This is a genomic window from Pseudoduganella lurida (assembly GCF_007830455.1).
Classification (GTDB): domain Bacteria; phylum Pseudomonadota; class Gammaproteobacteria; order Burkholderiales; family Burkholderiaceae_D; genus Rugamonas; species Rugamonas lurida.
Genome location: NZ_VLLB01000002.1, coordinates 228474 through 252324, shown reverse-complemented (window position 1 = coordinate 252324; position 23851 = coordinate 228474). Strand labels below are relative to the sequence as shown.

The following is a 23851-nucleotide window of genomic DNA, read 5'->3' as shown; positions in this document are numbered from 1 at the left end:
TTCCGCCGGCGGCCGACGCGCACGACTCGAGAACGACACATGACCCAGCCAGCCCTCACCATCTCCCGCATCCTGCACGCCGGCTACCTCTTCGACTGTGCCGGCACGCGCATCGCGTTCGACACCATCTTCGAGAACCCGTTCAGCCGCAACTGCCATGCCTTTCCGGACGTGCGCTTCGACCACGAGGCGATCCGCCGCCAGCGGTTCGATGCCGTGTTCATCTCGCACTTCCACGACGACCACTGCTCGCTGGAGAGCCTGGACCTGCTGGACCGCGCCACGCCGCTGCACATCTACTGCCAGTTCGACGCGCTGTTCGACATGGTGCGCCAGCTCGGCTTCACGAATGTTCACGCGTTGGCGCTGAACGTGCCGGTGGACGTCGGCCCGTTCCAGGTGATCCCGCGCGAGGCGATGGATGCCGATGTCGATTCGATGTTCCAGGTGCGCGCGGCCGGGCTGAACGTGCTGAATGTCGTCGATTCGTGGATCGACGACGGCACGCTGGCCCAGCTGGTGCAGGAGGGGCCGTGGGACATGGTGCTGTGGCCGTTCCAGACGATGCGCGAGATCGAGGTGCTGGCGCCATCCCGCGCAGCGCCGGCACCGCCCGCGCTGCCGGAGGAATGGATCCCGCAGTTGCAGGCGCTGGCGCCGCGCTACATCGTGCCGAGCTCCTGCCAGTTCCTGCTGGAGCCCTGGTCTTGGTACAACCGCGCCTTCTTCCCGATCACGTATGCCCAGTTTGCGCGCGAAGCGACGGCGGCGTTGCCCGCGGCGCAGGTGATCCGCCTCGATCCTTCCCGGTCGGTGCGGCTCGACGCCGTGTCACTGCAGCCCGGTGCGCCGCTGGACTGGGTGGTGCCGGTCGGCCTGCAGGACGTCGACTACGCCTATGAAGGCAATGCCGCGCCGCCGCACACGGCCGATATCGCGCGCCACTTCGCGCCGCTGACGGAGGCGCAGATGGCGCGCGTGCTGGACTACTGCCGCACTGGTCTGGTGGAGAAATACGGCGACGTGGAAGCGGCCTCCGACTACTTCGACCAGCCGCGCCTCTGGGAACTCACGCTGTACGACCACGCCGGCGCTATCACGCGCTTTCATTACCGGCTGGCGCCCGATGGCGCGACCCGGGTCGATGCGGATGCCGGGCCGCCTGGCTGGACGACCGAGATCCCAGCAACGAAGCTGTACGCCGCGCTGGCAGAGGGCGAGGCGCTCACCTCGATGTACCTGCGCATCAACGACACCGTGTTCGATGCGGCGACCGAGCGCGCGCTGGCCGACGCCGACGTGGTCGACGATCCGCTGGTCCGCTGCCTGTTCAGCGACACGTTCGGCGCCTACCAGGCCGCGCAGCTGCGCCGGTTGCTGGCGCGCGAGGCTGGCTAGACGCGGCGCCGACCCGAACTACTTGCCCAGCAAATACAGCGACCGGTTCCAGTCGTCCTGCCAGGCATGCAGGAAGTCCTGCGTCTGGAACGCCCGTTTCAGGGGACCCATCGGCACCCCGTACACATCGTGCAGGCCGAGGGCCAGCGTGACGGGATTCCACACGGCGTTCTTCTTCGACTTCTTCGCGCTGGCCTTCACGCGCGCGCCATCGTCGCCGAAGATGCCGATCGCATCGTCCAGCGCCTTGTCCAGGTCCAGCCGGGGCAGCCGGCCGAAGGCGGCCAGCACTTCCGCCTTGCCGATGCCGGCCTTCGATTCCGCCGCCGGCTTGACGACAGGCGGCTGCGCCTCGGATTTCAACCGCGCGGCGAGCTTCTCGAGGTCCTTCTTCTGGAAGCGCAGCGCATCGAGCGGGCGCCGCAAGCCCGGCGCGGGCAGGCGCGCCACGATCTTGTAGGCGTCCTTCGTCATCGTCATCAGCACGTCCTCGCTGCCGGCCGCGAGCCGCGCGATATCGCCCTCGAAGAAGATCGGCGCCGCGTAGCCGCCGTTGGCGTCACCGAACAGGTCCGGGTAGGCGGCGTCGTAGTCCAGCCACACGTAGGGCGTCAGCGCATGTTCGAGCAGGCGCGCCAGCGTCCACGGCGTACCCGTCTGCTGTTCGAGCCAGGCGCAGGCTTCGGCGGTGGTGGCCCGGAAGGGCAATTCAATGGTGCTCATGGTGCAGGGCGTTGGTGGCGGCGGAGCGCCATTGTAGTGCACGCGTCGTGCCTGGCCACGCGAATCCCGGCGATAATGCCGGCATTGCAATCCAAGGAAACGTCATGCACGAGCTGATCGCACAATTACTGCGCCTGTACCTGCCGGCAGGCGCGGCGCCGGAAGGGCTCGAAGCCCATCTGGATGGCCGCGCCACCCGCAGCTTCGACCTGGTGCGGAATGGCGCGGTGCGCTGCATCGTGCTGCCGTTCGAGGGCGCCAGCGGCGGGTGGGAACGCCTGTGCGAGGTGGCCAATGCGGTGCAGGGTGCACTGGGATTGCCAGCGCCGGCCGTCAGCGTTTCCGGTACCACGGGCTTTCGCCTATGGCTGTCGTTTGCCCGGCCGCTGGCGGTGGCGGACGCGCAGCGTTTCGCCGACCTGCTACGCGCGACCCATTGTCCCGAGGTGCCGCGCCAGGACGTGACCGCACCGGTCGAACTGCCGCCATGCCGGCAGGGCGCCACCGGCAAATGGGCCGCCTTCATCCACCCGGGCATGGGCGCCTCGTTCGCCGAGGAACCGGCGCTGGAGATGGCGCCGCCGTCGGCGGCGCAGGCGGCGTTCCTGCACGGGCTGGAATCGATCGATGCGGCGCAGCTGCACCATGCGCTGGCAGTGCTGCAGCCTGCGGTGGCCGCGGCACCTGCGCTGCCGCAGCCGCAGGCCGCGCAGGCATCGTACGGACAGCCCTCGGGCGTGCAGCAGGACCTGCTGCTGAGGGACGCCACGCTGGAAGACATCGTGCGCTTCCTGCATGCGCAGAACATCGAGCCCACCTTCCGGCACCTGCTGCCGCCCCGCTAGCCCCCGGCCTTCGGATTGACGAGGTAGGCGCGGGCGCGGTAATCGAACCAGTCGAAGTCCGCATGCAGGCCCGTTCCCGCCATGTCCTGGCAGGCCATGCCGATGAATGCGCCCGTGAAATTCGGCGCGCCCGGCGCGCAGGCCTCGTCGGACAGGATGCTGGCGTCGAACTGCTGTGGCAGCCAGTTCCATGCACCGTCGTCGACCCGCCAGGCGAACAGCAGGCGTTCTTCATCCACTTCCACGCGCAGCTGTACGGGCACGCCGGACGGCACCGGCACCGGTTCCGTGAACGTATCGGCCTGCACGTGGTTGGGCAGGCTGCTCATCACGCGCAGGTGGCGGCCGAGCGCCTCGTCGTGCGACAGGTACAGGTAGTGGAACTTGGTGCCGCCGTAGTAGCACACCAGCCCGGCCTGCTGCTGGTAGTGCTGCGGCTCGAAGTCGACCACGGTGGCCGCGCTGAAGCAATGGCCGTCCTGCCGCCGCGCCACGAGGGCCTGGCGGAACTGGCTGCCCAGGCTTTCGCGGCCGAACAGGCGCAGGTGGCCGGGCCGCGCCGCGAGGCTGAACAGCTCCTCCGGCCACGGCGTGCGCAGCCACTGGAACGGCAGCGGCAAGGCCGCGTCATTGAAGCCTTCGCGCACCGGCGCGGCGTCGAAGCGGTGCTCCGGCAAGGCGGGCGATGCAGCCTGCAACTGTGGCGTGCCGCGTCCATCGGCGGTGCGCAGCCAGCCGTCCTCGCCCCACGCCATCGGCTGGATGGCCGTCTCGCGGCCCAGCGTGCAGGTGCCGCGGTTGCGCAGCGGACGGCCGCACAGGTACACCATGTAGGTCTGGCCATCCGGCGTGTCCACCAGGTCGGCGTGCCCGGCACGCTGCAGGGCCACGTCCGGCCGGTCGCGCGCGGTCAGGATGGTGACGTCCGGATGCAGCTCGTATGGCCCGAGCAGTGCGCGCGCGCGCGCCATCGTCACGCCGTGCTGGAAGCCGGTGCCGCCTTCGGCCGTCAGCAGGTAGTACCAGCCGTTGCGCCGGTACAGGTGCGGCGCTTCGGTGAGCCCGTGCGCCGTGCCGGGGAAGATGTTCACGCGCTGGCCGACCAGCCGGCCCTCCGTCACCGAATACTCCTGCGCGACGATGCCGTTGAACCGGTTGCTGCCCGGGCGGTGGTCCCACAGCTGGTTCAGCAGGTACTTGCGGCCGTCGTCGTCGTGGAACAGCGAGGGATCGAAGCCGCTGCTGTTCAGGTGCACGGGATCGGACCACGGACCTTCGATCGTGGGACTCGTCACCAGGTAGTTATGGAAGTCGCGCAGCGACGCACCGCCCGAGGCGGCGCCGGTAGAGGTGCGGCCGTAGCGCTTCACGTCCGTGTAGATCAGCCAGAACAGGCCGTCCGCGTAAGTCAGGCACGGTGCCCACACGCCGCAGGAGTCGGGCGCGCCCAGCATGTTCAGCTGGCTGGCGCGGTTCAGGGGGCGGGTCAGCAGCCGCCAGTGCACCAGGTCGCGCGAGTGGTGGATCTGCACGCCCGGGTACCATTCGAAGGTGGAGGTGGCGATGTAGTAGTCGTCGCCGACGCGCACGATGGACGGGTCGGGATTGAAGCCGGGCAGTACGGGATTCTGGATCATTTCGTTTCGATAGGGAGGACAGGCGGTGCTTCTTCGCGCACGAGGCCCCACAGCAGCACGGCCGCGACGAGATCGAGCACGGCCAGCGTGACGAAGAACGGCGTGTAGCCGACCGTCGCCATCAGGCCGCCGATCAGCAGCGAGAACAGCAGCAGGCCGAAATTGCCGAAGGTGCCGCACAGGCCGGCCACGGTGGCCACCTCGTTGCGCTTGAAGAGATCGGAGGACATCGTAATGACGGTGACGGACAGCGTCTGGTGCGCGAAGCCGGCCAGGCTGAGCAGCGCGATGGCAGCATACGGGCTGTCGACGAAGCCCACGAAGGCCACGCCCATCATCATGCAGGCGCCCAGCGTGAACGCGCCGCGGCGGGCATTGATCAGGCGGACGCCGCGCTTCTGCAGCGCCAGCACCACCATCGGCCCGAACAGGCAGCCCAGGTCGGCAGCGAGGAAGGGCAGCCAGGCAAACATGGCGATCTGCGCCAGGTCGAAATGGCGCACCGTGGTCAGGTACAGGGGCACCCAGAACGCCAGCGTGCCCCAGGCCGGATCGGCGAGGAAGCGGGGCAGGGCGATGCCCCAGAAATTGCGGCGCGCCAGGATGCTGCGGATCGACGGCCGCTTGCCATCGCCCTCCAGATGGTGTTCCTGGCCTGCGGCGATATGGGCCGCTTCGGCGGCGGACAGGCGGCGGTGGCGCGCCGGGGCGTCGTACAGCAGCAGCCAGGCGGCAACCCACACGAGGCCGAGCGCGCCGGTGATGACGAACGCGGACTGCCAGTTGTAGTGCAGGATCGCCCACACGACCAGCGGCGGCGCCAGCATCGAGCCGAACGAGGCGCCGATATTGAACACGCCGCCGGCCAGGCCCCGCTCCCTGGCGGGAAACCATTCGGAGACGGCCTTCATGCCGGCCGGGTTGGCGGACCCTTCGGCCAGGCCCAGCATCCCGCGCAGCACCGCCAGCATCTGCCAGTTCGTGGCGAAGCCGTGCGCCATGCAGATCACCGACCAGGCAGCGGCGAACAGGGCGAAGCCGTACTTCAGGCCGATCACGTCCAGCACGTAGCCGCACACGGGCTGCAGCATGATCGCGCCCTGGAAGGCGGCCGTGATGTACGAGTATTCCTGGGTGGTGATGTGCAGTTCCGTGAGCAGCGTGGGTGCCGCCACGGCCAGCGAACTGCGGGTGAGGTAGTTGATCACCGCGCCCAGCATGATCAGGCCGATCATGTACCAGCGCAGGCCCCGGATCTTGCGGAAGGCCGACCGTGGCCCGCTGGCCGGATTGCCCGGCGTGCCGATGCCCGGTAGGGGCGCGCTGCCGTCACCCATCCCGGCCGACGCTCTGTCGGCGTCCACCTTGCTGCTGCTGCGTGTCTCCATGATAACGCAATCATTTTTGTGGTAATGCCGTAACACTAGCACACAATCATGGCGCTGTAACCACTGGCGGAGCCCATGCGATGGTCCTCTATCGATTCCCCTTTTCGCGAACGGCGCCTGGACGCCATTCCCGGTCCGGCCAGAATGTTAGCGTACAACAAAGAGTGATAAAAGATGTTGACTTTGTTCCGGGCCGCTTCTAGACTCGATTTCGTTGCGCCGAAAAAAGCAACATGGCGCAAAGCGACGCTGATAAAAAACAGGAGACAACCATGAAACATCCCTCGACCGCCGGCCGGCGCGTCGCGCTGGGCCTGACCGCCATGGCCAGCCTGATCGCCCAGGCCTATGCGCAGGACACCACCACCGCGCCCGCAACCACCACGACGCCTGCCGCCACGCAGGAAGCCCCTGCCGCCGCCACCGCCACCGCCACCGCCGGCAACGGCGAAGTCGTGGCCATCAAGGTCACCGGCTACCGCAACAGCCTGCTGTCTTCCGCACGCGACAAGAAGGAAGCCGTGGGCTTCCAGGATTCCATCAATGCCGAGGACTTCGGCAAATTCCCGGACAAGAACATCGCCGAATCGCTCAGCCGCGTGCCGGGCGTGCAGGTGGCCCGCGACGTGACGGGCGAGGGCATGACGATCCAGATCCGCGGCCTCGGTTCCTCGTTCACCAAGATCCTGCTGAACAACGCGCCGATCGCCGTGGCGTCCTCCGGCCCGATCGACGGTGCCAGCACCAACCGCGAGGTCGACCTCGACCTGCTGCCGACCGACCTGTTCACCAAGCTCACCGTCAGCAAGAGCCCGACGGCGGACCAGATCGAGGGTGGCGCCGCCGGCGTCGTGAACCTGCGCAGCGCGCGGCCGTTCGACAAGGAAGGCCGCCAGCTGTCGATGGGCCTCACCGGCACCAAGCAGCAGATCGCCGACAAGGCCGGCTTCCGCGGCAATGTCGTGGCCAGCAATACCTGGGACGGCAAGTTCGGCCTGCTGGGTGGCATCTCGTTCTCGCGCCAGGAAGCCCGCACCAGCGGCTTCGAAACGGTGGGCTGGACCAACCCGAACCTGACTGCGGCGCAAAGCTCGTCCGCCACGCGCAACAACACGGGTGGCGGCAACTGGACCATCCCCGCCACCGTGCCCGTCAACGCGGGCAACGGCCTGGTGGCCGGTACCGCGATCAACCAGGCCTTCCTGCTCTCGCACAATCCGGGCCTGACGATCGACCAGATCGACAACGCCATCGTGCCACGCCTGGGCCGCACGATGGAGTACTACGGCCAGCGCGACAAGATCTCCGCCGTGTTCGCGGCCGAGTACCGTCCGACCGACGAGCTGCACTTCTACCTGGACACCATGTACAGCAAGAAGGACGACGACATGCAGCGCAACGCCTACACGTGGGCGGTGCGGAACAATGCGTCGATCCCGCTGAACATGACGGTCGACCGCAGCGACTGCGCGGCCGGCTGCGTGGTCACGGGCGGTACCTTCGCCAACGCGCTGAACTTCATCGAGTTCGGCCCGCGCCGCGACAAGGTCGACCTGCTGGGCATCAACCCGGGTGCGGAATGGAAGATCACGCCGAAGCTCACGCTCGATGCGGCGGCCAACTGGAACCGCAGCCGCTTCTCGCACGAGGCGCCGACCATCATGCCGATCACGGCACCGAACAGCGGCAACACCATCACCTACAGCAACGATGGCGGCGTGCCGTCCATCGTGTCGAACCTGGACCTGAACAATCCCGCCAGCTACCAGTGGGTGGGCGGCCGCGTTAACATCCAGAACGAGCTGCGCGAAACGGAAACGAAGGGCTTCCACACCAACCTGGCGTGGGGCGACAAGAAGCTGACCATCAAGGGCGGCTTCGCGTGGGACGACATCAACCGCCGCATCCGCGCGCAGGACAACTCCGCTGCCTGGCAGGCTGCCGTGTGCGGCAACAATCCGAGCGTGTTCCTGCAGGGCCCGAACGGCGCGCCGCCATGCGATGGCGCCAGCACGCCGGGCGCCAGCGCCGCTGCACTGTACCCGGGCTACGGCACCGGCTACACGGCCGGCCAGACGGCGCCGCTGACCTACGGCGGTTCGCTGATCACCAACGCCAATCTGCAGAACTACCTGGTGCCGGGCCCTTACGGCCGCGTGGCGCTGGACTGGGACCGCTTCCGCACCGATTCGCAGTACGACAAGTACGTGGCGTCGGCACCGGATTCGGGCGCCTCGTCGACCGGCGCCAGCGCCGGCTACATCCGCGAGAAGGCCAAGGCGGTGTACCTGGAAGCGAACGGCGAACTGCAGCCGGCCGGCCACATGCTGCGCTGGAATGCCGGCGTGCGCTACATCCGTACCGAACAGCTGGTGGGCGCGCTGAACTCGATCTCCGATCCGCGCAATGCCAGCCTGCCGCTCAATGGCAGCAAGTACCCGAACATCAGCGAGTGGGTGTACCGCAATTCGGACTACACCAACACGCTGCCCTCGGCCACCATGGCACTGGACCTGACGAAGGACTTCGTGTTCCGCGCCGCCGCCTCGCGCAGCATGACGCGCGTGAATCCGGACTCGCTGCGCCCCGGCATCAACTTCTCGGGCGTGTCGGCGGACACGGGCACGATCGGCAATTCGGACCTGAAGCCCTACCTGTCGGACAATATCGACCTGGGCCTGGACTGGTACACGGGCCGCGAGGGCTACCTGTCGTTCACGGTGTTCCAGAAGCGCGTCAACGGCTTCACGGTCAACGAGAACATCACGCTGCCGTTCTCCGACCTGGCCGCGTATGGCATCAACTACGGCACGCTGATCCCGGCCCAGCAGCAGGCGATCGATTCGCGCGGCGGCCCGGCCAATGCCACCGTCGTCATGACGCGGCCACGCAATGCCGACGGCATCCTGCGCATCCGCGGCCTGGAAGTGGGCTGGGTCCAGCCGCTGGACAAGTTCCTGCCATGGCGCGGTTTCGGCTTCAACGAAACGCTCACGCTGATCAACCAGAAGGCCAGCGGCGAGGGCAGCAACGGCTTCATCGCGCTGGGCGTGCCGAAGAAGACCAACAACTTCGGCTTCTACTACGAGAACCATGGCTACATGGCACGGGTCTCGCATACTTATTCGCAGGGCAGCCAGGTGGCCAACGCCAACCAGAGCGGCATCACGGCCGCGGCGCTGTTCGGCCGCGACTACAAGCAGTGGGACTTCTCGTCCAGCTTCGAGCTGGACCAGATCTTCGACCGCGAAGGCCTGCCGATGCTCACGTTCGACGTGGTCAACATCAACAAGGCCAAGCGCAGCGGCTACTTCCAGTTCGCCAATGCCACCATGTCGCAGTACGATCCGGGCCGCACCTTCGCCCTCGGCCTGCGCATGAAGTTCTGATGTAGCCGACCGGCCGCAGTACCCCGCCACGGGCGTGCCATGCGCACGCCCGTTTTTCGTTGGCCGCACCATCGACCAGCGACATTCGACAGGAGACACCGTGACGACACGCCGCGACTCACTGCAGCTGCTCGGCACCGCCGCATCGGCGCTGCTGGCACCGGCGGCCTTTGCCGCCGCCGCGCAGAGCAAGGAAGCACAGAACAAGCAGGCACCGAACAAGAATGCACCCCCGTACAGCGAACCGCTGAAGGACATCGCCGTCCGCAAGGGTCTACGGTTCGGCAATGCCATCGGCATCCGCAACGACAAATCGGGCAGGACCCACTTCAACGACCCGCGCCAGCGCGCGCTGATGGCGCGGGAATGCGGCGTGCTGGTGGCCGAGAACGAAATGAAGTGGCAGGCCACGCAACCCAGGCCGGGCGCGCACGACTTCGCCGCCGCCGACCGCCTGGTCGCGTGGGCAAAGGAAAACCGCATGCTGGTGCGCGGCCACACGCTGGTGTGGCAGGAAGCGAAATGGCTGCCGGACTGGGTGAACCAGCACGACTTCGGCACCCAGCCGGCGCGCGAGGCGGAGCGGCTGATGACGGAACACATCGCCGCCGTCTGCGGCCATTTCGGCCGCGACATCTACAGCTACGACGTGGTGAACGAAGCGGTGGATCCGCCCACCGGCACGCTGCGCCGCAATGTGCTGAACGGGAAGCTGGGCGCGGTCGAACAGATCGACGTGGCGTTCCGGCTGGCGCGCCAGCATGCGCCCCATGCGCAGCTGGTCTACAACGACTTCATGGGCCCGGCGGCGGACAACGCCAGACACCGCGATGGCGTGCTGCGGCTGCTCGAAGCGCTGCAGAAGGCCGGCACGCCGATCGGCGCGCTGGGCCTGCAGAGCCACATCGGCTCGTGGGGCGCCACCGCCGCAGCGTCCGCGCGGCGCAAGGGGCTGGACGACTGGCGCAGGTTCCTCGACGAGGTCACCGCCATGGACCTGGACCTCCTGATCACGGAATTCGACGTGAGCGACCGCACGCTGCCGGCCGATATCACCACGCGCGATGCCACGGTGGCGGCCGTCGCGCGCGATTTCCTCGACCTGACCCTGAGCTATCCGCGCTGCCGCGATTTCCTCACCTGGGGCCTGTCCGACGATGTCAGCTGGCTGCAGACCTGGGCCGAGGCGAAGCGGCCGGACGGCTTGCCGTCGCGGCCCTGTCCCTACGACGCGCAGCTGCGTCCCAAGCCGCTGCGCGATGCGATCGCCGCAGCCCTGCGCGGCATGCCGCAGAGGACGGCATGAGGGCCGGCACCGTACTGCGGCGCGCGCCGCTGGCCATCGTCATTGCGGCGGCCCTGGCTGCCTGCGCCAGCCCGGGCATTCCAGGCGAAGGCAACGATGGCGCCGCCCGCTTCGAGCGTTTCTCGTACACCGGCCGCTCGCAGGACGCCGTGCAGGCCGGGCCGGGGGAATACCGCAACCCGATCCTGCCCGGCTACTATCCCGACCCGTCCGTCGCGCGCGTGGGCGACGACTACTACCTGATCAACTCCTCGTTCACCAACTTCCCCGGCCTGCCGCTGTTCCGCTCGCGCGACCTGGTGAACTGGCAGCAGATCGCCAATGTACTCGACCGCCCGTCCCAGTTCAGCTTCCAGGGCATCGGTTCGTCGCGCGGCATCTACGCGCCGGACATCTCGTACCGCGACGGCCTGTTCTATGTCGTGACGACCTGCGTGGACTGCGGTGGCAATGCGGTGCTGACGGCCACCGATCCGGCCGGGCCGTGGTCCGAACCGCACAAGCTGGCCTTCGGCGGCATCGATCCGTCGATCTTCTGGGACAGCGATGGCAAGGCCTACATCGTCCACAACGACGCGCCGGCCGAAACGCCCCGCTACGATGGCCACCGCGCCATCTGGCTGCAGGAGTTCGATCCGAAGGCCATGCAGGTCGTCGGTCCGCGCACGCTGCTCGTCAATGGCGGCGTCGACCTGGCGACGAAGCCGATCTGGATCGAAGGGCCGCATGTCTTCAGGCGCGGCAGGTACTACTACCTGATGGCCGCGGAAGGCGGCACCGGCGACAGGCACTCCGAGGTGATCTTCCGTTCGACCAGCGTGCGCGGGCCGTTCGAACCGTACCGGCACAATCCCATCCTCAGCCAGCGCAATCTGCGCGCCGACCGTCCCGATGCCGTCACGTCGGCGGGACACGCAAAGCTCGTCGAAACCCGGGACGGGCAGTGGTGGGCCACGTTCCTGGCCACGCGGCCCTACGAGGGCGACCTGTACAACATCGGCCGCGAGACCTTCCTGCTGCCCGTCACCTGGAAGGATGACTGGCCGGTGATCCTGGAGGACGGCAAGCCGATTCCGCTGGCGGCCCGCAAGCCCGCGCTGCCGGAAGGGCCGCGCTCGCAGCTGCCCTCGGCAGGGGACACCAGCTACATCGATGAATTTGACGGCAACCGGTTGGCGGCCCAATGGATCGGCGTGCGCACGCCGGCGCAGCCGTTCTACCGCGTGGCGGGCGGCGGCCTGGTGCTGCGATCGGCCGGCGAGCTGGGCGACCTGGCGCGCACGCCGGCCTTCATCGCGCGCCGGCAACAGCACCACAGCGCCACCGTTGCCACCAGCCTGCACTTCCAGCCGGTGCGGGATGGCGACCGCGCCGGCCTGGTGGCGTACCAGAGCGATGCGTCGCACCTGTTCTACGGACTGACCCGCGTGCACGGGCAGACGGTGGTGGCGGCCTATGCGCGGCAGAAGGGCCAGGCCGACCGGCTGCTGGCCAGCGCACCGGTCACCGGCGCTGCAGTCGACCTGGAGATGATCGCGGAGGGCGGTCGCATGCGCTTCCGCTACACGGCAGGCGGCGCGCAGCGCGAGCTGCTGGCCGACGCCGACATCACCTTCCTGTCGACCAGCAAGGCGGGCGGCTTCACGGGAACCCTGATCGGCCCCTACGTCTGGCGCGCGGCCGGGAACCAGTAGACACCGCGCGCTCGCGGCGCATCAGTTGGCCGCGAGCGCCCGCACGGTGCCGGCCCGGGGCCTGGCACCGCTGCCCGGTGCTTCTCGCGTCGCGTCAGACAGTCGCGACGGCGCGCCCGGTGTCGGACCGGTGTCCGACACCGCAGTTCGGTGCCAGACACCGGTCCGACTGCCGACGCCAGCCCGGACCCTCGCAGTCGCCTTTCATTTCCGCCGCACCGCATACGAACATTCCTTCACCGCCCCCAGCGGCACGGCCTGCGCCATCGCCCGGTAGCCCTCGGCCGAAGGATGCAGGCCGTCGTTGTCGTACGCCTTCAGCAGCCGATCGGGCTGTGCCGGATCGCGCAGCGCCGCATCGAAATCGGCCACGCCATCGAAGGTTCCCGAAGTGCGGATCCAATGGTTCAGGTCGAGCCGCTCGCGTTCGTTGCCGGCGTCGGGCTGGTAGTACTGACTCGCCGCATACGGCGTGATGGTGGCGCCGATCACGCACACGCCTTGCGCGTGCGCGCGCGCCACGAGCTGGCGGTGCGCTTCCTTCATATCGTCGATCAGCCGCGCGCGGCCGCCGGCCGTGGGCGTGTTGCCGTGCGCCTGGCCACCGAGGTCGTTCACGCCGATCATCACGATCGCATGGCTCGCGCCGGAACGGCCCAGCACGTCGCGCTCGAAGCGTGACGCCATGTTCGGCCCGAGTCCGTCCCGCAGCAGGCGCCCGCCGCCGATGCCGGCGTTGACCACCGCGAGGTCCGGCACGCGTTGGTCGGCCAGGCGGCGCACGAGGAAATCCGTCCAGCGCGTGTTGGTGCCCAGCGCCACGCCATAGCCATCCGTGATCGAATCGCCGATCGCGACCACGCTGCGCGCCTGCGCGGGCGCCGCCACGTCGACATCGGCCAGCTGGTACCAGCGCGGGATCGCCTGGGCTTCCGGCCACTGCATGGCATCGCCCTGGCTGCCCTTGACGAGGAAACTGTTGGTGCGCGAACCCGGGTGGCCCGTCTGCCGCACAGGCGCGGTCGTGAAATGCAGCGAGACCGCCAGATCGGTGCCGGCCTTCACCGGCAGGTCGACGGGATCGCTGAAGTACTCGGCACCGGCCGGCACGGTGACGGCGGCGCTGCCGCCGAAGCGCAGCGGCCGCAGCGTGCCGGAAACCAGGTCGGGCCGGCCATCGGCCACGGCCTGCGCCACGGTGGCGCCATCGACCTGCAATGGCTCGGTGCCCAGCACGTTACTGATGCGCACCCGCAGCTGCGGCCCGCCCAGCGACAGGCGCACGATCTGGCGCAGCGTGGTGTCGGTGAGCTGTTCCGGTGCCAGCGCGTTGTCCTTTTCGGCGATCAGCTGTGCGGTGCCCCAGGCGGCCACCCAGTGCACCGGTGGCCCGGCAGGAGCGGCGGCCGCCTGGCAGGCGACGGCAGTGGCGATGGCGGTGGCAACGCAGGTGCCAACGCAGGTGCCGAGACAGGTGGCAAAAGAGTTCGGTGTTTTCATCGGTTGGTCTCCGTTCAGCCGTTACCGGGCGGGTAGGGGAATTTCAGCGCCTTGTAGTCGTCCAGCGATTGCGCGGGGGCCCGTGCACCGGCCGGCAGCGGCAGGCCGTTGATCGACTGGAAGTAGGCGATGCTGGCATCGCGCCACCACAGCGCTTCCCGGTGCTGCACCTTCAGGCGCTGCGCGGTGTCGGCATGGCGTTGCGGGTCGATGTACGGCGCCAGGGAATCCCACTGCTTCTGCATCGCGGCGACGGCCGTCACGCCGGCATCGTAGCGGTGCACCAGTTCGTCCCACAGCGGGCGGCCGGAGCGCGTCGTGTAGGTCCATGGCAGGTGGTGGAACCACAGCAGCAGGTTTTCCGGCGTGCTGGCGGGATCCTCGTACAGCCGCGCCAGCGCGGGCGCGTACTGGCCCGCCGAACCGCTGCCGCCCTTGCCATGCGCCGTGCGGTCGAAGCCGATGCCGGCCTTGTCCGCGCGGTGGTAGTAGACGGGGTTCCAGTCCGGCCGGGCCAGGTTGTCCACCCACGGTGCGGGACCGTGGTGGTGGCCGGTACCCATCACGTGGTGCAGGCCCAGCGGCGTCATGTAGTCGACCACGGCCTCGCGCGAGGCCATCATCATGGCGCTGACGGTATCGACCACGCGCGGTGCGCGGCTGAAGGTCTGCGCCGCCCATTCGCGGGCGATGGCTTCGGCGCCAGCCTCCGGGTTCCAGGCCAGGCGGCCGAACACATACCAGTTGGCCTGGTCGAAGTGCGAGCCGCTCCAGTTCCGGTCGGTGCCGATGTTCGCCACGCCGGCCATGCCGGTGGCCTGGCCGTGATCGAGCGTGCCGTCGAGCACGCGCGTCACGGTGGCCGCTTGTCCGCCTGCGCCGATGCCGGGACGCAGGTCGGTGCGCAGCGTTTCCTCGAACATGGTGCCGAGGTAGGCCAGGTGCGTGCTGAAACCCAGGTACTCCTTGGTGATCTGGAATTCCATCAGCAGCGGCGTGCGCGGCATCGCGCCGAACAGGGGATGCACGGGTTCGCGGGGCTGGAAATCGATCGGACCGTTCTTCACCTGCACGATGACGTTCTTGTCGAACTGCCCGTCCAGCGGCGTGAACTGGTCGAAGGCCTGGCGTGCGCGGTCGGTCGGCTTGTCTTCCGAATAGACGAAGGCGCGCCACATCACGATGCCGCCATGCGGCGCCACCGCGCGGGCCAGCATGTTGGCGCCCTCGGCATGGCTGCGGTGGTAATCGTGCGGGCCCGGCTGGCCTTCCGAATTGGCCTTGACGAGGAACCCGCCGAAATCGGGGATCGCGGCATACAGCTCGTCGGACTTGGCGCGCCACCAGGCGGCAACGGCCGGGTCGAGCGGATCGGCCGTGGCGGTGGCCTTCAGTTCCAGCGGCGTCGACCAGCGCACCGACAGGTACACCTTGATGCCATAAGGGCGCAGCACGTTCGCCAGCGCGGCCGCCTTGGCGATGAACGGGGCGGTCAGGATGTCCGGCTTCGCGTTGACGTTGTTGAGGACTGCGCCGTTGATGCCGAGCGACGCGTTGGCGCGGGCGTAGTCGGTGTAGCGCTGGTCGAGGATGTCCGGCAGGTTCCACCAGTGCCAGATCGACGCGCCGGCATAGCCCCGCTCGACGTGGCGGTTCAGGTCATCCCAGTGGTTCAGCAGCCGCAGCGGCAGGCGAGGCGTGCTGCGCAGGTCCGGTGCCTTCTGCGCGCCATCGGTGGCGATGCCGCGCAGGTAGGCGAAGCTGCCATACAGCAGGCCGCGGTCCGTATTTGCCGCGATCACCGTCACGCTCTGGCCTTCCAGGCGCGTGCGCAGTACGCGATAGCCTTCCTGGCCCAGCCCGTCGAACCATGCTGCCGTGGCGCCCCGGGTGGCGGGCATGGCCAGCACGATGGCGCCGGCACGGACTTCATCGGTGCGTGCCGGGGCGGTACCGAGCCACCCGCCCACGCCCCGCTGCAGTTCGCCGATCGCGGCATCGAGCATCGGTGAAGTCGTGGCCGGCGCAACGATCGCGCGGGCATGCGGCGCCAGCCGGGCCGCTTCCGCGGCGGGCAGCGCGCGGTAGCGCAGCCACAGGTCGTAGCCATCCTCGCTGGCAGGGGCGGCACCGGCCGAAGCGCAGGTGCAGAACAGGACGCTCAAGAGCAGTCGGGTGAAGAATCGCATCGTGTCTCCCGGGCCCGGTCGCGTGTACGCCGGTCCTCGTTGTGTTGAAAGGGCAGGCCGTGTCGGTCGCCTGCCAGGGTGGGTAGTGCATGACGACGCCCGGGCCGTGATGGCGCTGTCGGCATCGCAGCGCGCGGCGCGGCCAGGACCCGTTGCAAGGTTTTCCAAGCCGGCCCCGCCACCGATGATAGCGCAAACAAAATCGCTTGCCTAATCATTTTCGCGACGTTTCAAGGGGCTCCGCCCATAGGGAAGGAGGCGGAAAAATGTTACGGACGTGATAAAGTGTGCGGTATCAAAAGCACGCAAGGCGAAAGTATGAGCACGACAGGAACGGGCACCGGCAAGAGCGCGGAGAACAAGAGCGCGGGGAGCAAGGGCGCGGGGAGCAAGGGCGCAGCCGGCAGCGGCAAGCCCGCCAGGGGCACGGTCACCGGCCGGCGCGGCGGTGCCGCGGAATCGCGCCGTGGCCCGAGCATGGAAGACGTGGCGCACATGGCCGGCGTGTCGCCGATGACGGTGTCGCGCGTGATGAACGGCGTGGGCAAGGTCAGCGCGAAAACGCAGGCGCGCGTGAAGGAGGCGGCGGCGGCACTGAACTACGCGCCGAACCGCGAGGCCCGCGCGCTGGCCGGATCGAAGCCGATCCGCATCGGCTTCCTGTACAACCTGCCCAGCGTGCGCAGTGGCACCTATCTGACCGAAATCCTGCTTGGCCTGCTGAACCAGGTCAGCGTCAGCAATGTGCAGCTATTCGCGGAAAAGAGCGAGGCGGGTGAAGGCCTGCTGGAGCAGACGCGCCGGCTGATCGGCAATGCGCTGGACGGCATCATCCTGCCGCCGCCCCATTGCGACAATCCGGAACTGGTGAACCTGATCGCGGAAGCGGGCGTGCCGCTGGTCGTGATCGCATCCGGCAATCCCGACCCGCGCGTGAGCGCCATCGGCATCGACGACCGCGAGGCGGCCTACGCGATGACGCGCAACCTGATCGAGCTGGGCCACCGCCGCATCGGCTTCATCACGGGCAATCCCGCGCAGTTCGTGAGCGGTTCGCGGCTGGCCGGCTACCGCGCGGCGATCGAGGAATTCGGTGCCGATGCGGCGCCCGACCTCGTCACGGAAGGCCTGTTCAACTACCACTCGGGACTGGATGCGGCCGAACTGCTGCTGTCGCTGCCGGACCGGCCGACGGCGATCTTTGCCAGCAATGACGATATGGCGGCAGCTGCCGTCGCCGTGGCACACCGCATGGGCCTTGACGTGCCGGGCGATATCGCGGTGGCCGGCTTCGATGACACGGCACTGGCCACGACCATCTGGCCGGCGCTGACGACGGTGCGGCAGCCAACGATGGACATGGCGGAGGCGGCGGTGCGCACGATCGTGCAGCGCGTGACGGCGGAGCGGGGCGGCAGCGCCGTGCCGATCGAGCACACGCGCCTGGCGTTCGAATTGATCCGGCGCCAGTCGGATGCGCCGCCGCGGCTGCGGCCGCCGGCGCGGGTGCAGCTGGCCTGATGGGCGCCCCAGTGCCGGTGGAAGCATGCTGCGGCCGCCGCGCTACGGGGTCTGGCCCTGGGCGCCCGGGACTTCCGATCCGGTCAGCGGCGGGTTCGCGGGCCTGACCCCAGCCTTCTGCATGCGCTTCGGCGGCGCGTTGAAAGGCTGGGGCCAGGCCCGCGGCAAGGTCATCGACTGAGAGCAGCGCCGCCGGCGCTTGGGGCCAGACCCGGTGCGCAGCGGCCGCGGGCGGCAGCAAGCGTTCGTTGCTGCCTACCTTGCGTCGTTCAGCCAGCACCCTCGCCATACGGATGCAGCGTCACGATCCGCCCCTCTTCATCGTAGAACAGCTCCGTGACCTTCACGGAGCGCAGGTGCGTCACGCCTTCGGACAGGCTGCTGTCGTGATAGAACAGGTACCAGCGCCCCAGCACCTCGACGATCGAGTGGTGCGTGGTCCAGCCGATCACCGGCGTGAGGATCACGCCCTGGTAGGTGAACGGGCCGTACGGGCTGTCGCCGGTGGCGTAGCACAGCAGGTGGGTGTCGCCGGTCGAATACGAGAAATAGTATTTGCCGCGGTACTTGTGCATCCACGGCCCCTCGAAGTAGCGGCGTTCGTGGTCGCCGGCCAGCAGCTCGTTGCCGTGTTCGTCCAGGATCACCACCGCGCGCGGCGGCTCGGCCAGTTCCTGCATGTCCACGGACAGTCGCGCCACGCGCGCCGTCAGCGCCGGTTCGTGGGCCGGCGGCTCCGCATGGTCGTCGCCGAACACATTGTCCCGGTACTTCTGCAGCTGGCCGCCCCAGATGCCGCCGAAATACAGGTAGTGCGCGCCGCCGTCCTCGAACACGGCGGGGTCGATCGAATAGGTGCCGGCAATCGGCAGCGGTTCCGGCTCGAACGGACCGGACGGGCTGTCGCTGACGGCCACGCCGATGCGGAAGATGCCCTGGGCATCCTTGGCCGGGAAGTACAGGTAGTACCGGCCATGCGCGTGCGCCGCATCCGGTGCCCACATCTGGCGCGCCGCCCACGGCACGTCCTTCACGTGCAGCGCCACGCCGTGGTCGACCACCGGGCCGCCGGGCCAGTCCATCGACAGCACGTGGTAATCCTCCATGCCGAAGTGGTCGCCGTTGTCGCTGAACGGGATGCCCGCATCGATGTCGTGCGAAGGATAGATGTAGAGCCGGTCCTCGAACACGTGGGCCGACGGATCGGCCGTGTAGAGGTGCGTGACGAGCGGTTGCGAGATGGCCCGTTCGCGCAGGCGGCGGGCGCGCTCTTTGGAAATGTCTGACATGGCTGTTTATCGAGTCTGGATGGGAAGTGAAGTCATTGCTGCGCGGCGAGGCGGCGTGCGCCCAGGTCGCGTTCCAGCGTGTGTTCCACGGCCTTGCCGATGTCGTAGAACGCCAGGCTGGCCACGGCCAGCAGGAACGGCAGGCCCGCGTACAGGCTGATCGCCAGCCGGATGCCGTCGACGACGGCCGGTGCCTGCGTGGCGCCATGCGGGTCGTAGCCGAAGGAGGACAGTAGCGCCGCCACCAGTGCGCCGCCGATCGCCAGGCCCGCCTTCAGGCCGAAGATCATGGCCGAGAACAGCAGGGCGGTGGCGCGGCGGTGGTTCTTCCATTCCGAATAGTCGGCCACGTCGGCGATCATCGCCCACAGCAGCGGGATGGTGATCCCGTAGAAGAAGCCGTGCAGCAGCTGGGAGATGAACACGATGCCGATCGAGCCCGGCGCATAGAAGTAGAACGCCAGCAGGAACAGCGTGGAGACGAACAGCGCGCCGCCGAACACGACGCGCTTGCCGAAGTGGTCCGCCAGCGGCCGCGAGAAGCCGATGCCGACCACCATCATCAGGATGCCGATCGCATTGAACAGGCTGAACGCGGACGTGGCGGCATCCTCGGGCCACTGGAAGGCGGTCAGGCCCAGTCCCGCCAGCAGGCCGTTCAGGCCGGCGATGAAGTCGTTGAAGCCGATCCCGCGCAGGAACGCGGCCAGCTGCGCCGGGTCCAGGTAGCTGCGGAAGTAATAGATGTACAGGCCGCCCTTCAGGGCCAGCGTGATGAAGACGAGGACCGTCACGCAGAGCATCACCACCCACGGGCGGTTCTTCAGCAGGTCGGCAATGTCCTGGCCGATGCTGGAACGCTGGGCTGCGCTGGGCACGATGCGTTCGCGGGTCGTCATGAACGTGATCAGGAAGCACAGCGTGCCGGCGATCGCAAAGATGATCATCGTGTTGCGGAAGCCCGCCACCTTGTCGCCACCGCCCAGGATCAGCACCAGCGGCAGCAGCAGCACCTGGATGATGAACTGCGCGACCATCACGGCCACGAAGCGGTACGACTGCAGGCTGTTGCGGTCGCTCATGCTGCCCGTCATGACGCCGGACAGCGCCGAATACGGCAGGTTGTTGGCCGAGTAGACCAGCATCAGCAGCACGTAGGTGAGGGAGGCGTAGATGATCTTGCCGTCGTTGCCCAGGTCCGGCGTGCTGAAGGCGAGGATGGCGATCAGGCCGAACGGGATCGACGTCCACAGCAGCCAGGGCCGGAACTTGCCCCAGCGGGTGCTGGTGCGGTCCGCGATCAGGCCCATCAGCGGATTGAAGCAGGCGCCCACGATGCCGCCCGCGAAGATGATGGTGGCCGCCGCATTGGCGGGAATGTTGAACACGTCCGTGTAGAAGAACGCGATGAAGGTGAGCAGGGTCTGGAAGATCAGGTTGGCCGCCAGGTCGCCCAGGCAGTAACCCAGTTTTTCCGGCACACCCAGCCTGGCCGGCGCGCTGCTGGCAGTGAAGGTCATGATGTTGTCTCGCTTTATCGTTATGGGCTGGTGCGCTGCCGCGTTGAAGCCGCGGTCTAACAGTCGTGGTTAGCGCTACCATTGACAATAGTAGCCCATTTCGTAACGCTTGGGAGGGTTGTGGTGCGAATTGCACAGCACAGGCAGGGAAGAGACAGCAGGCAGGGCGGTGCTGCGCCCGGAAGAAAGACCCGGAACGTCGGAACGTTCCGGGAAAGGAGATAGACAACACAGCACGCCCCGGGCGCGCGCCCTGGTCATGCCAAGTGCAGCGTACTCCCGGTGCGAGCGGTAGTCAATTAGCGTTTGCGCAAACAGCGCGGATTTTCCGGTCTCCGCTTCCGCACGGCCAGGGGCGCTGCACGAAGGCGCGGGCAAACGCAGCAATGACTAGCAAATGTTGAGCGATCCTCTTAGAATGATTGCGCTTAACATCCTGCTGGCCGTGAATTGCTGGCCGTGACTTGCTGGCCATGCATCGCTGGCCAAGAATCGGCTGTTGCGATCGATGGCCATGATCCGGCTGCCGGGAATCGGTTGCCATGATTCGGCTGCCATGATTCGGCTGCCATGAATTTGCGGCAATACATGGCTGCCATTGCATTGTCCTTCGACCCTGCGTCGCCTTCCGGGAGTATCAGTGAACCTGTTTTCCGTTTCCCCCTCGGGCACGTGCCCGCCTGCCAACGTGCCGCGCCCTGCATGCCGCACCGCGATGCTACTGGCCACGCTGGCCGCACTGCTGCCGGCCACCGTCGCCGCGCAGGTCCGCATGCCGGACCACGAGCGGGCGCAGCTGGCGCCGCGCGAACGCCTGCTGATCAACGATGGCTGGCGCTTCACGAGCGGCGACCCGGCAGATGCCGGCGAGCGCCTCGCGTATGACCTGCGCCCCGTCGTCAAGTACTCCGAAGATGGCAAGGCGGCCGACGCGGAACCGGTGGCACCGGAGCGGCTGGCCGCGGCCGGCCACTCCGTGCTCAAGCCGTGGATCCTGCCGACCGGGAATGCCTTCATCGCCGATCCGTCGAAACGGCATGTGCGTCCGGCGGGGCATCCGGGGAGCGATGTCTCGTATGTGCAGCCGGCGTTCGACGACCGCGCCTGGCGGCAGGTCGACCTGCCGCACGACTGGGCGATCGAAGGGCCGTTCCTGCCCGAGGGCCCCTACGGCGGCATGGGCCGCCTGAAAAGCTGGGGCCCCGTCTGGTACCGCAAGGCGCTGGCCATTCCCGCGGCGGACAAGGGCAAGTCCCTGTTCCTCGACGTGGATGGCGCCATGTCGTACGCCACCGTATGGCTGAACGGGAAGCTGGTGGGCGGCTGGCCCTACGGCTACACGTCCTGGCGGGTGGACCTGACGCCCTATGCCAACCCGGGCGGCCGCAACCAGCTCGTGATCCGGCTCGACAACCCGGGCGAATCGGCGCGCTGGTATCCCGGTTCCGGCATCTATCGCAATGTATGGCTGACGAAGACGCAGCCCGTGCACGTGGGCCAGTGGGGCACGGTGATCACCACGCCGCAGGTCTCGAAGGCAGCGGCGCAGGTGCGCCTGGCGGTCACCGTCGACAATGCCGGCAGCGATGCCGCAGCGGTCGATGTGGGCACGGACATCTACGCGCTGGACGACGCCGGTGCCAGGACCGGCGGCATCGTCGCACGCACCGCGCGCGCCAGGCTGGCCGTGCCGGCCGGCGGCAGCAGCGTCACGCAGGCCGCCGTCACCATCGACAAGCCGCGGCTGTGGGGACCGCCGCCCACGCAGCAGCCGCACCGCTATCTGGCCGTCACCACGGTGTACCGCGACGGCCGCGCGGTGGACCGTTACGAAACGCGCTTCGGCGTGCGCTCTTTGCGCCTGGATGCGAACGAAGGCCTGTCCGTCAATGGCGAGCGCCTGCCAATCCGCGGCATCAATGCGCACCAGGACCTGGGCGCGCTGGGCACCGCCTGGAACTACCGGGCGGCCGAGCGGCAGCTGGAGATCCTGGCGGGTATGGGCGTCAACGCGCTGCGCATGAGCCACTACCCGCATGCGCCGGAACTGATGGAACTGGCCGACCGGATGGGCTTCCTCGTGTTCGACGAAGTGTTCGATGCCTGGGAACGCCGCAAGACGCCGCTCGACTTCAGCCTGGTGTTCCCCGACTGGCACGAGCAGGACCTGCGCTCGCTGATCCGCCGCGACCGCAACCATCCATCCGTGATGGCCTGGAGCGTGGGCAACGAGGTGGGCGAGCAGTACACGGGCAAGGACGGCGCCGCGATCGGCGCGAAACTGGTCGCCATCGCCCATGCGGAGGATCCGACCCGCCTGGCCAGCAGCGGCATGAACTTCGCCAAGCCGGAGATGGCGCTGCCGGCCACGCTGGACTTCATCAGCCTGAACTACCAGGGCGAAGGCATCCGCCAGGACCCGGAATTCGAAGGCACGGACCGCATCCGCACGCCGCCGCAGTTCCCCCGCTTCCACGACAGATTCCCGGACAAGCCCGTCCTGTCCAGCGAATCGGCCTCCGCCTTCAGCAGCCGCGGCGTGTATCTCTTCCCCGTGACGCGGGCGAACAGCTCCATCACGCGCGATGGCCGTGGCGGCGATTCGGTCAACCACCAGGTCAGCGCCTATGAACTGTACGCGGTCGATTTCGGCTCGTCTGCCGACAAGGTGTTCGGTTCGCTGGACCAGCACCCGTTCGTGGCCGGCGAATTCGTCTGGACCGGCTTCGACTACCTGGGCGAGCCCACGCCGTACTACACCTCGCGCAGCGCGTACACCGGCATCGTCGACCTGGCCGGCTTTCCGAAGGACCGCTACTACCTGTACCAGTCGCGCTGGCGGGCCGGCCTGCCGATGGCGCACATCCTGCCGCACTGGACGTGGCCGGAGCGCCAGGGCGAGGTCACGCCCGTGCACGTGTTCACGTCCGCCGACGAGGGCGAGCTGTTCGTCAACGGCCAGTCGCAGGGCCGCCGCAAGAAGGGGCCGTCCGAGTACCGCCTGCGCTGGGACGACGTGGTGTACGCACCCGGCGAAGTGAGCGTCGTCACCTACAGGGACGGCAAGGAATGGGCGCGCGACCGCGTGGTGACGGCCGGCGCGGCGGCGCGGCTGGACCTGAGCGCCGACCGCACCGCCATCCGCAACGACGGCAGCGACCTGTCCTTCGTCACGGTGCGCGTGGTGGACGATCAAGGCAACCTGGCGCCGCGGGCGAACCAGCGGGTACGCTTCGAGGTCACCGGGCCGGGCGAGATCGTCGCCACGGACAATGGCGATCCGACGGACCTGGAAGCGTTCAAGGCGCCCGAGCGCCGCGCCTTCAACGGCCTGGCGCTGGCCATCGTGCGGTTCAAGCCGGGACAGGCCGGCACCGTCACGGTACGGGCCAGCGCGGATGGCCTTAAGTCAGGGACCGCGACGCTGCAGGCGGCACCCGTTCGCAAATAAT

15 protein-coding genes are annotated in these 23851 nt (G+C 68.1%); 8 read left to right on the top strand and 7 right to left on the bottom strand.

Features of this window, described 5'->3' with window-relative positions; translation table 11 throughout:
* The first annotated feature begins 39 nt into the window (after positions 1-39).
* Complete coding sequence (locus tag IP91_RS07765) at positions 40-1398, top strand: MBL fold metallo-hydrolase (protein WP_145648320.1); 1359 nt, start codon at positions 40-42, stop codon at positions 1396-1398.
* An 18-nt stretch (positions 1399-1416) separates the two neighbouring features.
* Here the strand turns inward: IP91_RS07765 and IP91_RS07760 are convergent, their stop codons facing one another.
* Positions 1417-2121 carry a hypothetical protein gene (locus IP91_RS07760; RefSeq protein ID WP_145648316.1) on the bottom strand — a complete coding sequence of 235 codons (705 nt, stop codon included), beginning with the start codon at positions 2119-2121 and terminating at the stop codon, positions 1417-1419.
* Positions 2122-2225: 104 nt separating this feature from the next.
* On the opposite strand from IP91_RS07760, the gene IP91_RS07755 reads away from it, so the two are divergent.
* Complete coding sequence (locus IP91_RS07755) at positions 2226-2966, top strand: hypothetical protein (RefSeq protein WP_145648314.1); 741 nt, start codon at positions 2226-2228, stop codon at positions 2964-2966.
* Here IP91_RS07755 and IP91_RS07750 read toward each other — a convergent pair.
* The gene (locus IP91_RS07750; RefSeq protein ID WP_145648312.1) at positions 2963-4603 is read right to left on the bottom strand and encodes a glycoside hydrolase family 43 protein; all 1641 of its coding nucleotides are present in this window, start codon (positions 4601-4603) and stop codon (positions 2963-2965) included. The two genes, IP91_RS07755 and IP91_RS07750, sit on opposite strands and share 4 nt — an antisense overlap.
* Positions 4600-5838 (bottom strand): MFS transporter, encoded by a 1239-nt coding sequence (locus IP91_RS07745; protein WP_371860608.1) that lies wholly within the window; start codon positions 5836-5838, stop codon positions 4600-4602. The genes IP91_RS07750 and IP91_RS07745 overlap by 4 nt, the downstream gene beginning before the upstream one ends.
* A gap of 425 nt (positions 5839-6263) precedes the next feature.
* Between IP91_RS07745 and IP91_RS07740 the strand changes: the two genes are divergently transcribed.
* From IP91_RS07740 to IP91_RS07730, 3 genes are all read left to right on the top strand, one after another.
* On the top strand, positions 6264-9380 hold the full coding sequence (locus tag IP91_RS07740; protein WP_145648310.1) for a TonB-dependent receptor: 3117 nt from the start codon (positions 6264-6266) through the stop codon (positions 9378-9380).
* A gap of 100 nt (positions 9381-9480) precedes the next feature.
* Positions 9481-10686, top strand: a complete 1206-nt coding sequence (locus IP91_RS07735; protein ID WP_145648308.1) for an endo-1,4-beta-xylanase — start codon at positions 9481-9483, stop codon at positions 10684-10686.
* Complete coding sequence (locus tag IP91_RS07730; protein WP_145648306.1) at positions 10683-12380, top strand: glycoside hydrolase family 43 protein; 1698 nt, start codon at positions 10683-10685, stop codon at positions 12378-12380. Before IP91_RS07735 ends, IP91_RS07730 begins: the two co-directional genes overlap by 4 nt.
* A gap of 204 nt (positions 12381-12584) precedes the next feature.
* On the opposite strand, the gene IP91_RS07725 is transcribed toward IP91_RS07730, so the two are convergent.
* Together IP91_RS07725 and IP91_RS07720 are read right to left on the bottom strand one after the other, a co-directional pair.
* Positions 12585-13880 (bottom strand): SGNH/GDSL hydrolase family protein, encoded by a 1296-nt coding sequence (locus IP91_RS07725; RefSeq protein ID WP_145648304.1) that lies wholly within the window; start codon positions 13878-13880, stop codon positions 12585-12587.
* 14 nt (positions 13881-13894) lie between these two features.
* The gene (locus IP91_RS07720) at positions 13895-16069 is read right to left on the bottom strand and encodes an alpha-glucuronidase family glycosyl hydrolase (RefSeq protein ID WP_145648302.1); all 2175 of its coding nucleotides are present in this window, start codon (positions 16067-16069) and stop codon (positions 13895-13897) included.
* Between the two features lie 318 nt (positions 16070-16387).
* Between IP91_RS07720 and IP91_RS07715 the strand changes: the two genes are divergently transcribed.
* Together IP91_RS07715 and IP91_RS25995 are read left to right on the top strand one after the other, a co-directional pair.
* A complete protein-coding gene (locus tag IP91_RS07715; protein ID WP_199754533.1) occupies positions 16388-17590 on the top strand; it encodes a LacI family DNA-binding transcriptional regulator in 1203 nt (400 codons plus the stop codon).
* A 25-nt stretch (positions 17591-17615) separates the two neighbouring features.
* Positions 17616-17771 carry a hypothetical protein gene (locus IP91_RS25995; RefSeq protein ID WP_158643109.1) on the top strand — a complete coding sequence of 52 codons (156 nt, stop codon included), beginning with the start codon at positions 17616-17618 and terminating at the stop codon, positions 17769-17771.
* 88 nt (positions 17772-17859) lie between these two features.
* Here IP91_RS25995 and IP91_RS07710 read toward each other — a convergent pair whose 3' ends face one another.
* Complete coding sequence (locus IP91_RS07710) at positions 17860-18879, bottom strand: glycoside hydrolase family 43 protein (RefSeq protein ID WP_145648300.1); 1020 nt, start codon at positions 18877-18879, stop codon at positions 17860-17862.
* 32 nt (positions 18880-18911) lie between these two features.
* Positions 18912-20399 (bottom strand): MFS transporter, encoded by a 1488-nt coding sequence (locus IP91_RS07705; RefSeq protein ID WP_145648298.1) that lies wholly within the window; start codon positions 20397-20399, stop codon positions 18912-18914.
* Between the two features lie 640 nt (positions 20400-21039).
* Here IP91_RS07705 and galB point away from each other — a divergent pair.
* Positions 21040-23850, top strand: a complete 2811-nt coding sequence (gene galB, locus IP91_RS07700) for a beta-galactosidase GalB (protein ID WP_229474090.1) — start codon at positions 21040-21042, stop codon at positions 23848-23850.
* Position 23851: the final 1 nt, after the last annotated feature.

Coding starts and splice junctions, on each gene's coding strand:
- IP91_RS07765 (WP_145648320.1), top strand. CDS start 40: ATGACCCAGCCAGCCCTCACCATCTCCCGCATCCTGCACGCCGGCTAC.
- IP91_RS07760 (WP_145648316.1), bottom strand. CDS start 2,121: ATGAGCACCATTGAATTGCCCTTCCGGGCCACCACCGCCGAAGCCTGC.
- IP91_RS07755 (WP_145648314.1), top strand. CDS start 2,226: ATGCACGAGCTGATCGCACAATTACTGCGCCTGTACCTGCCGGCAGGC.
- IP91_RS07750 (WP_145648312.1), bottom strand. CDS start 4,603: ATGATCCAGAATCCCGTACTGCCCGGCTTCAATCCCGACCCGTCCATC.
- IP91_RS07745 (WP_371860608.1), bottom strand. CDS start 5,838: ATGATCGGCCTGATCATGCTGGGCGCGGTGATCAACTACCTCACCCGC.
- IP91_RS07740 (WP_145648310.1), top strand. CDS start 6,264: ATGAAACATCCCTCGACCGCCGGCCGGCGCGTCGCGCTGGGCCTGACC.
- IP91_RS07730 (WP_145648306.1), top strand. CDS start 10,683: ATGAGGGCCGGCACCGTACTGCGGCGCGCGCCGCTGGCCATCGTCATT.
- IP91_RS07725 (WP_145648304.1), bottom strand. CDS start 13,880: ATGAAAACACCGAACTCTTTTGCCACCTGTCTCGGCACCTGCGTTGGC.
- IP91_RS07720 (WP_145648302.1), bottom strand. CDS start 16,069: ATGCGATTCTTCACCCGACTGCTCTTGAGCGTCCTGTTCTGCACCTGC.
- IP91_RS07715 (WP_199754533.1), top strand. CDS start 16,388: ATGAGCACGACAGGAACGGGCACCGGCAAGAGCGCGGAGAACAAGAGC.
- IP91_RS25995 (WP_158643109.1), top strand. CDS start 17,616: ATGCTGCGGCCGCCGCGCTACGGGGTCTGGCCCTGGGCGCCCGGGACT.
- IP91_RS07710 (WP_145648300.1), bottom strand. CDS start 18,879: ATGTCAGACATTTCCAAAGAGCGCGCCCGCCGCCTGCGCGAACGGGCC.
- IP91_RS07705 (WP_145648298.1), bottom strand. CDS start 20,399: ATGACCTTCACTGCCAGCAGCGCGCCGGCCAGGCTGGGTGTGCCGGAA.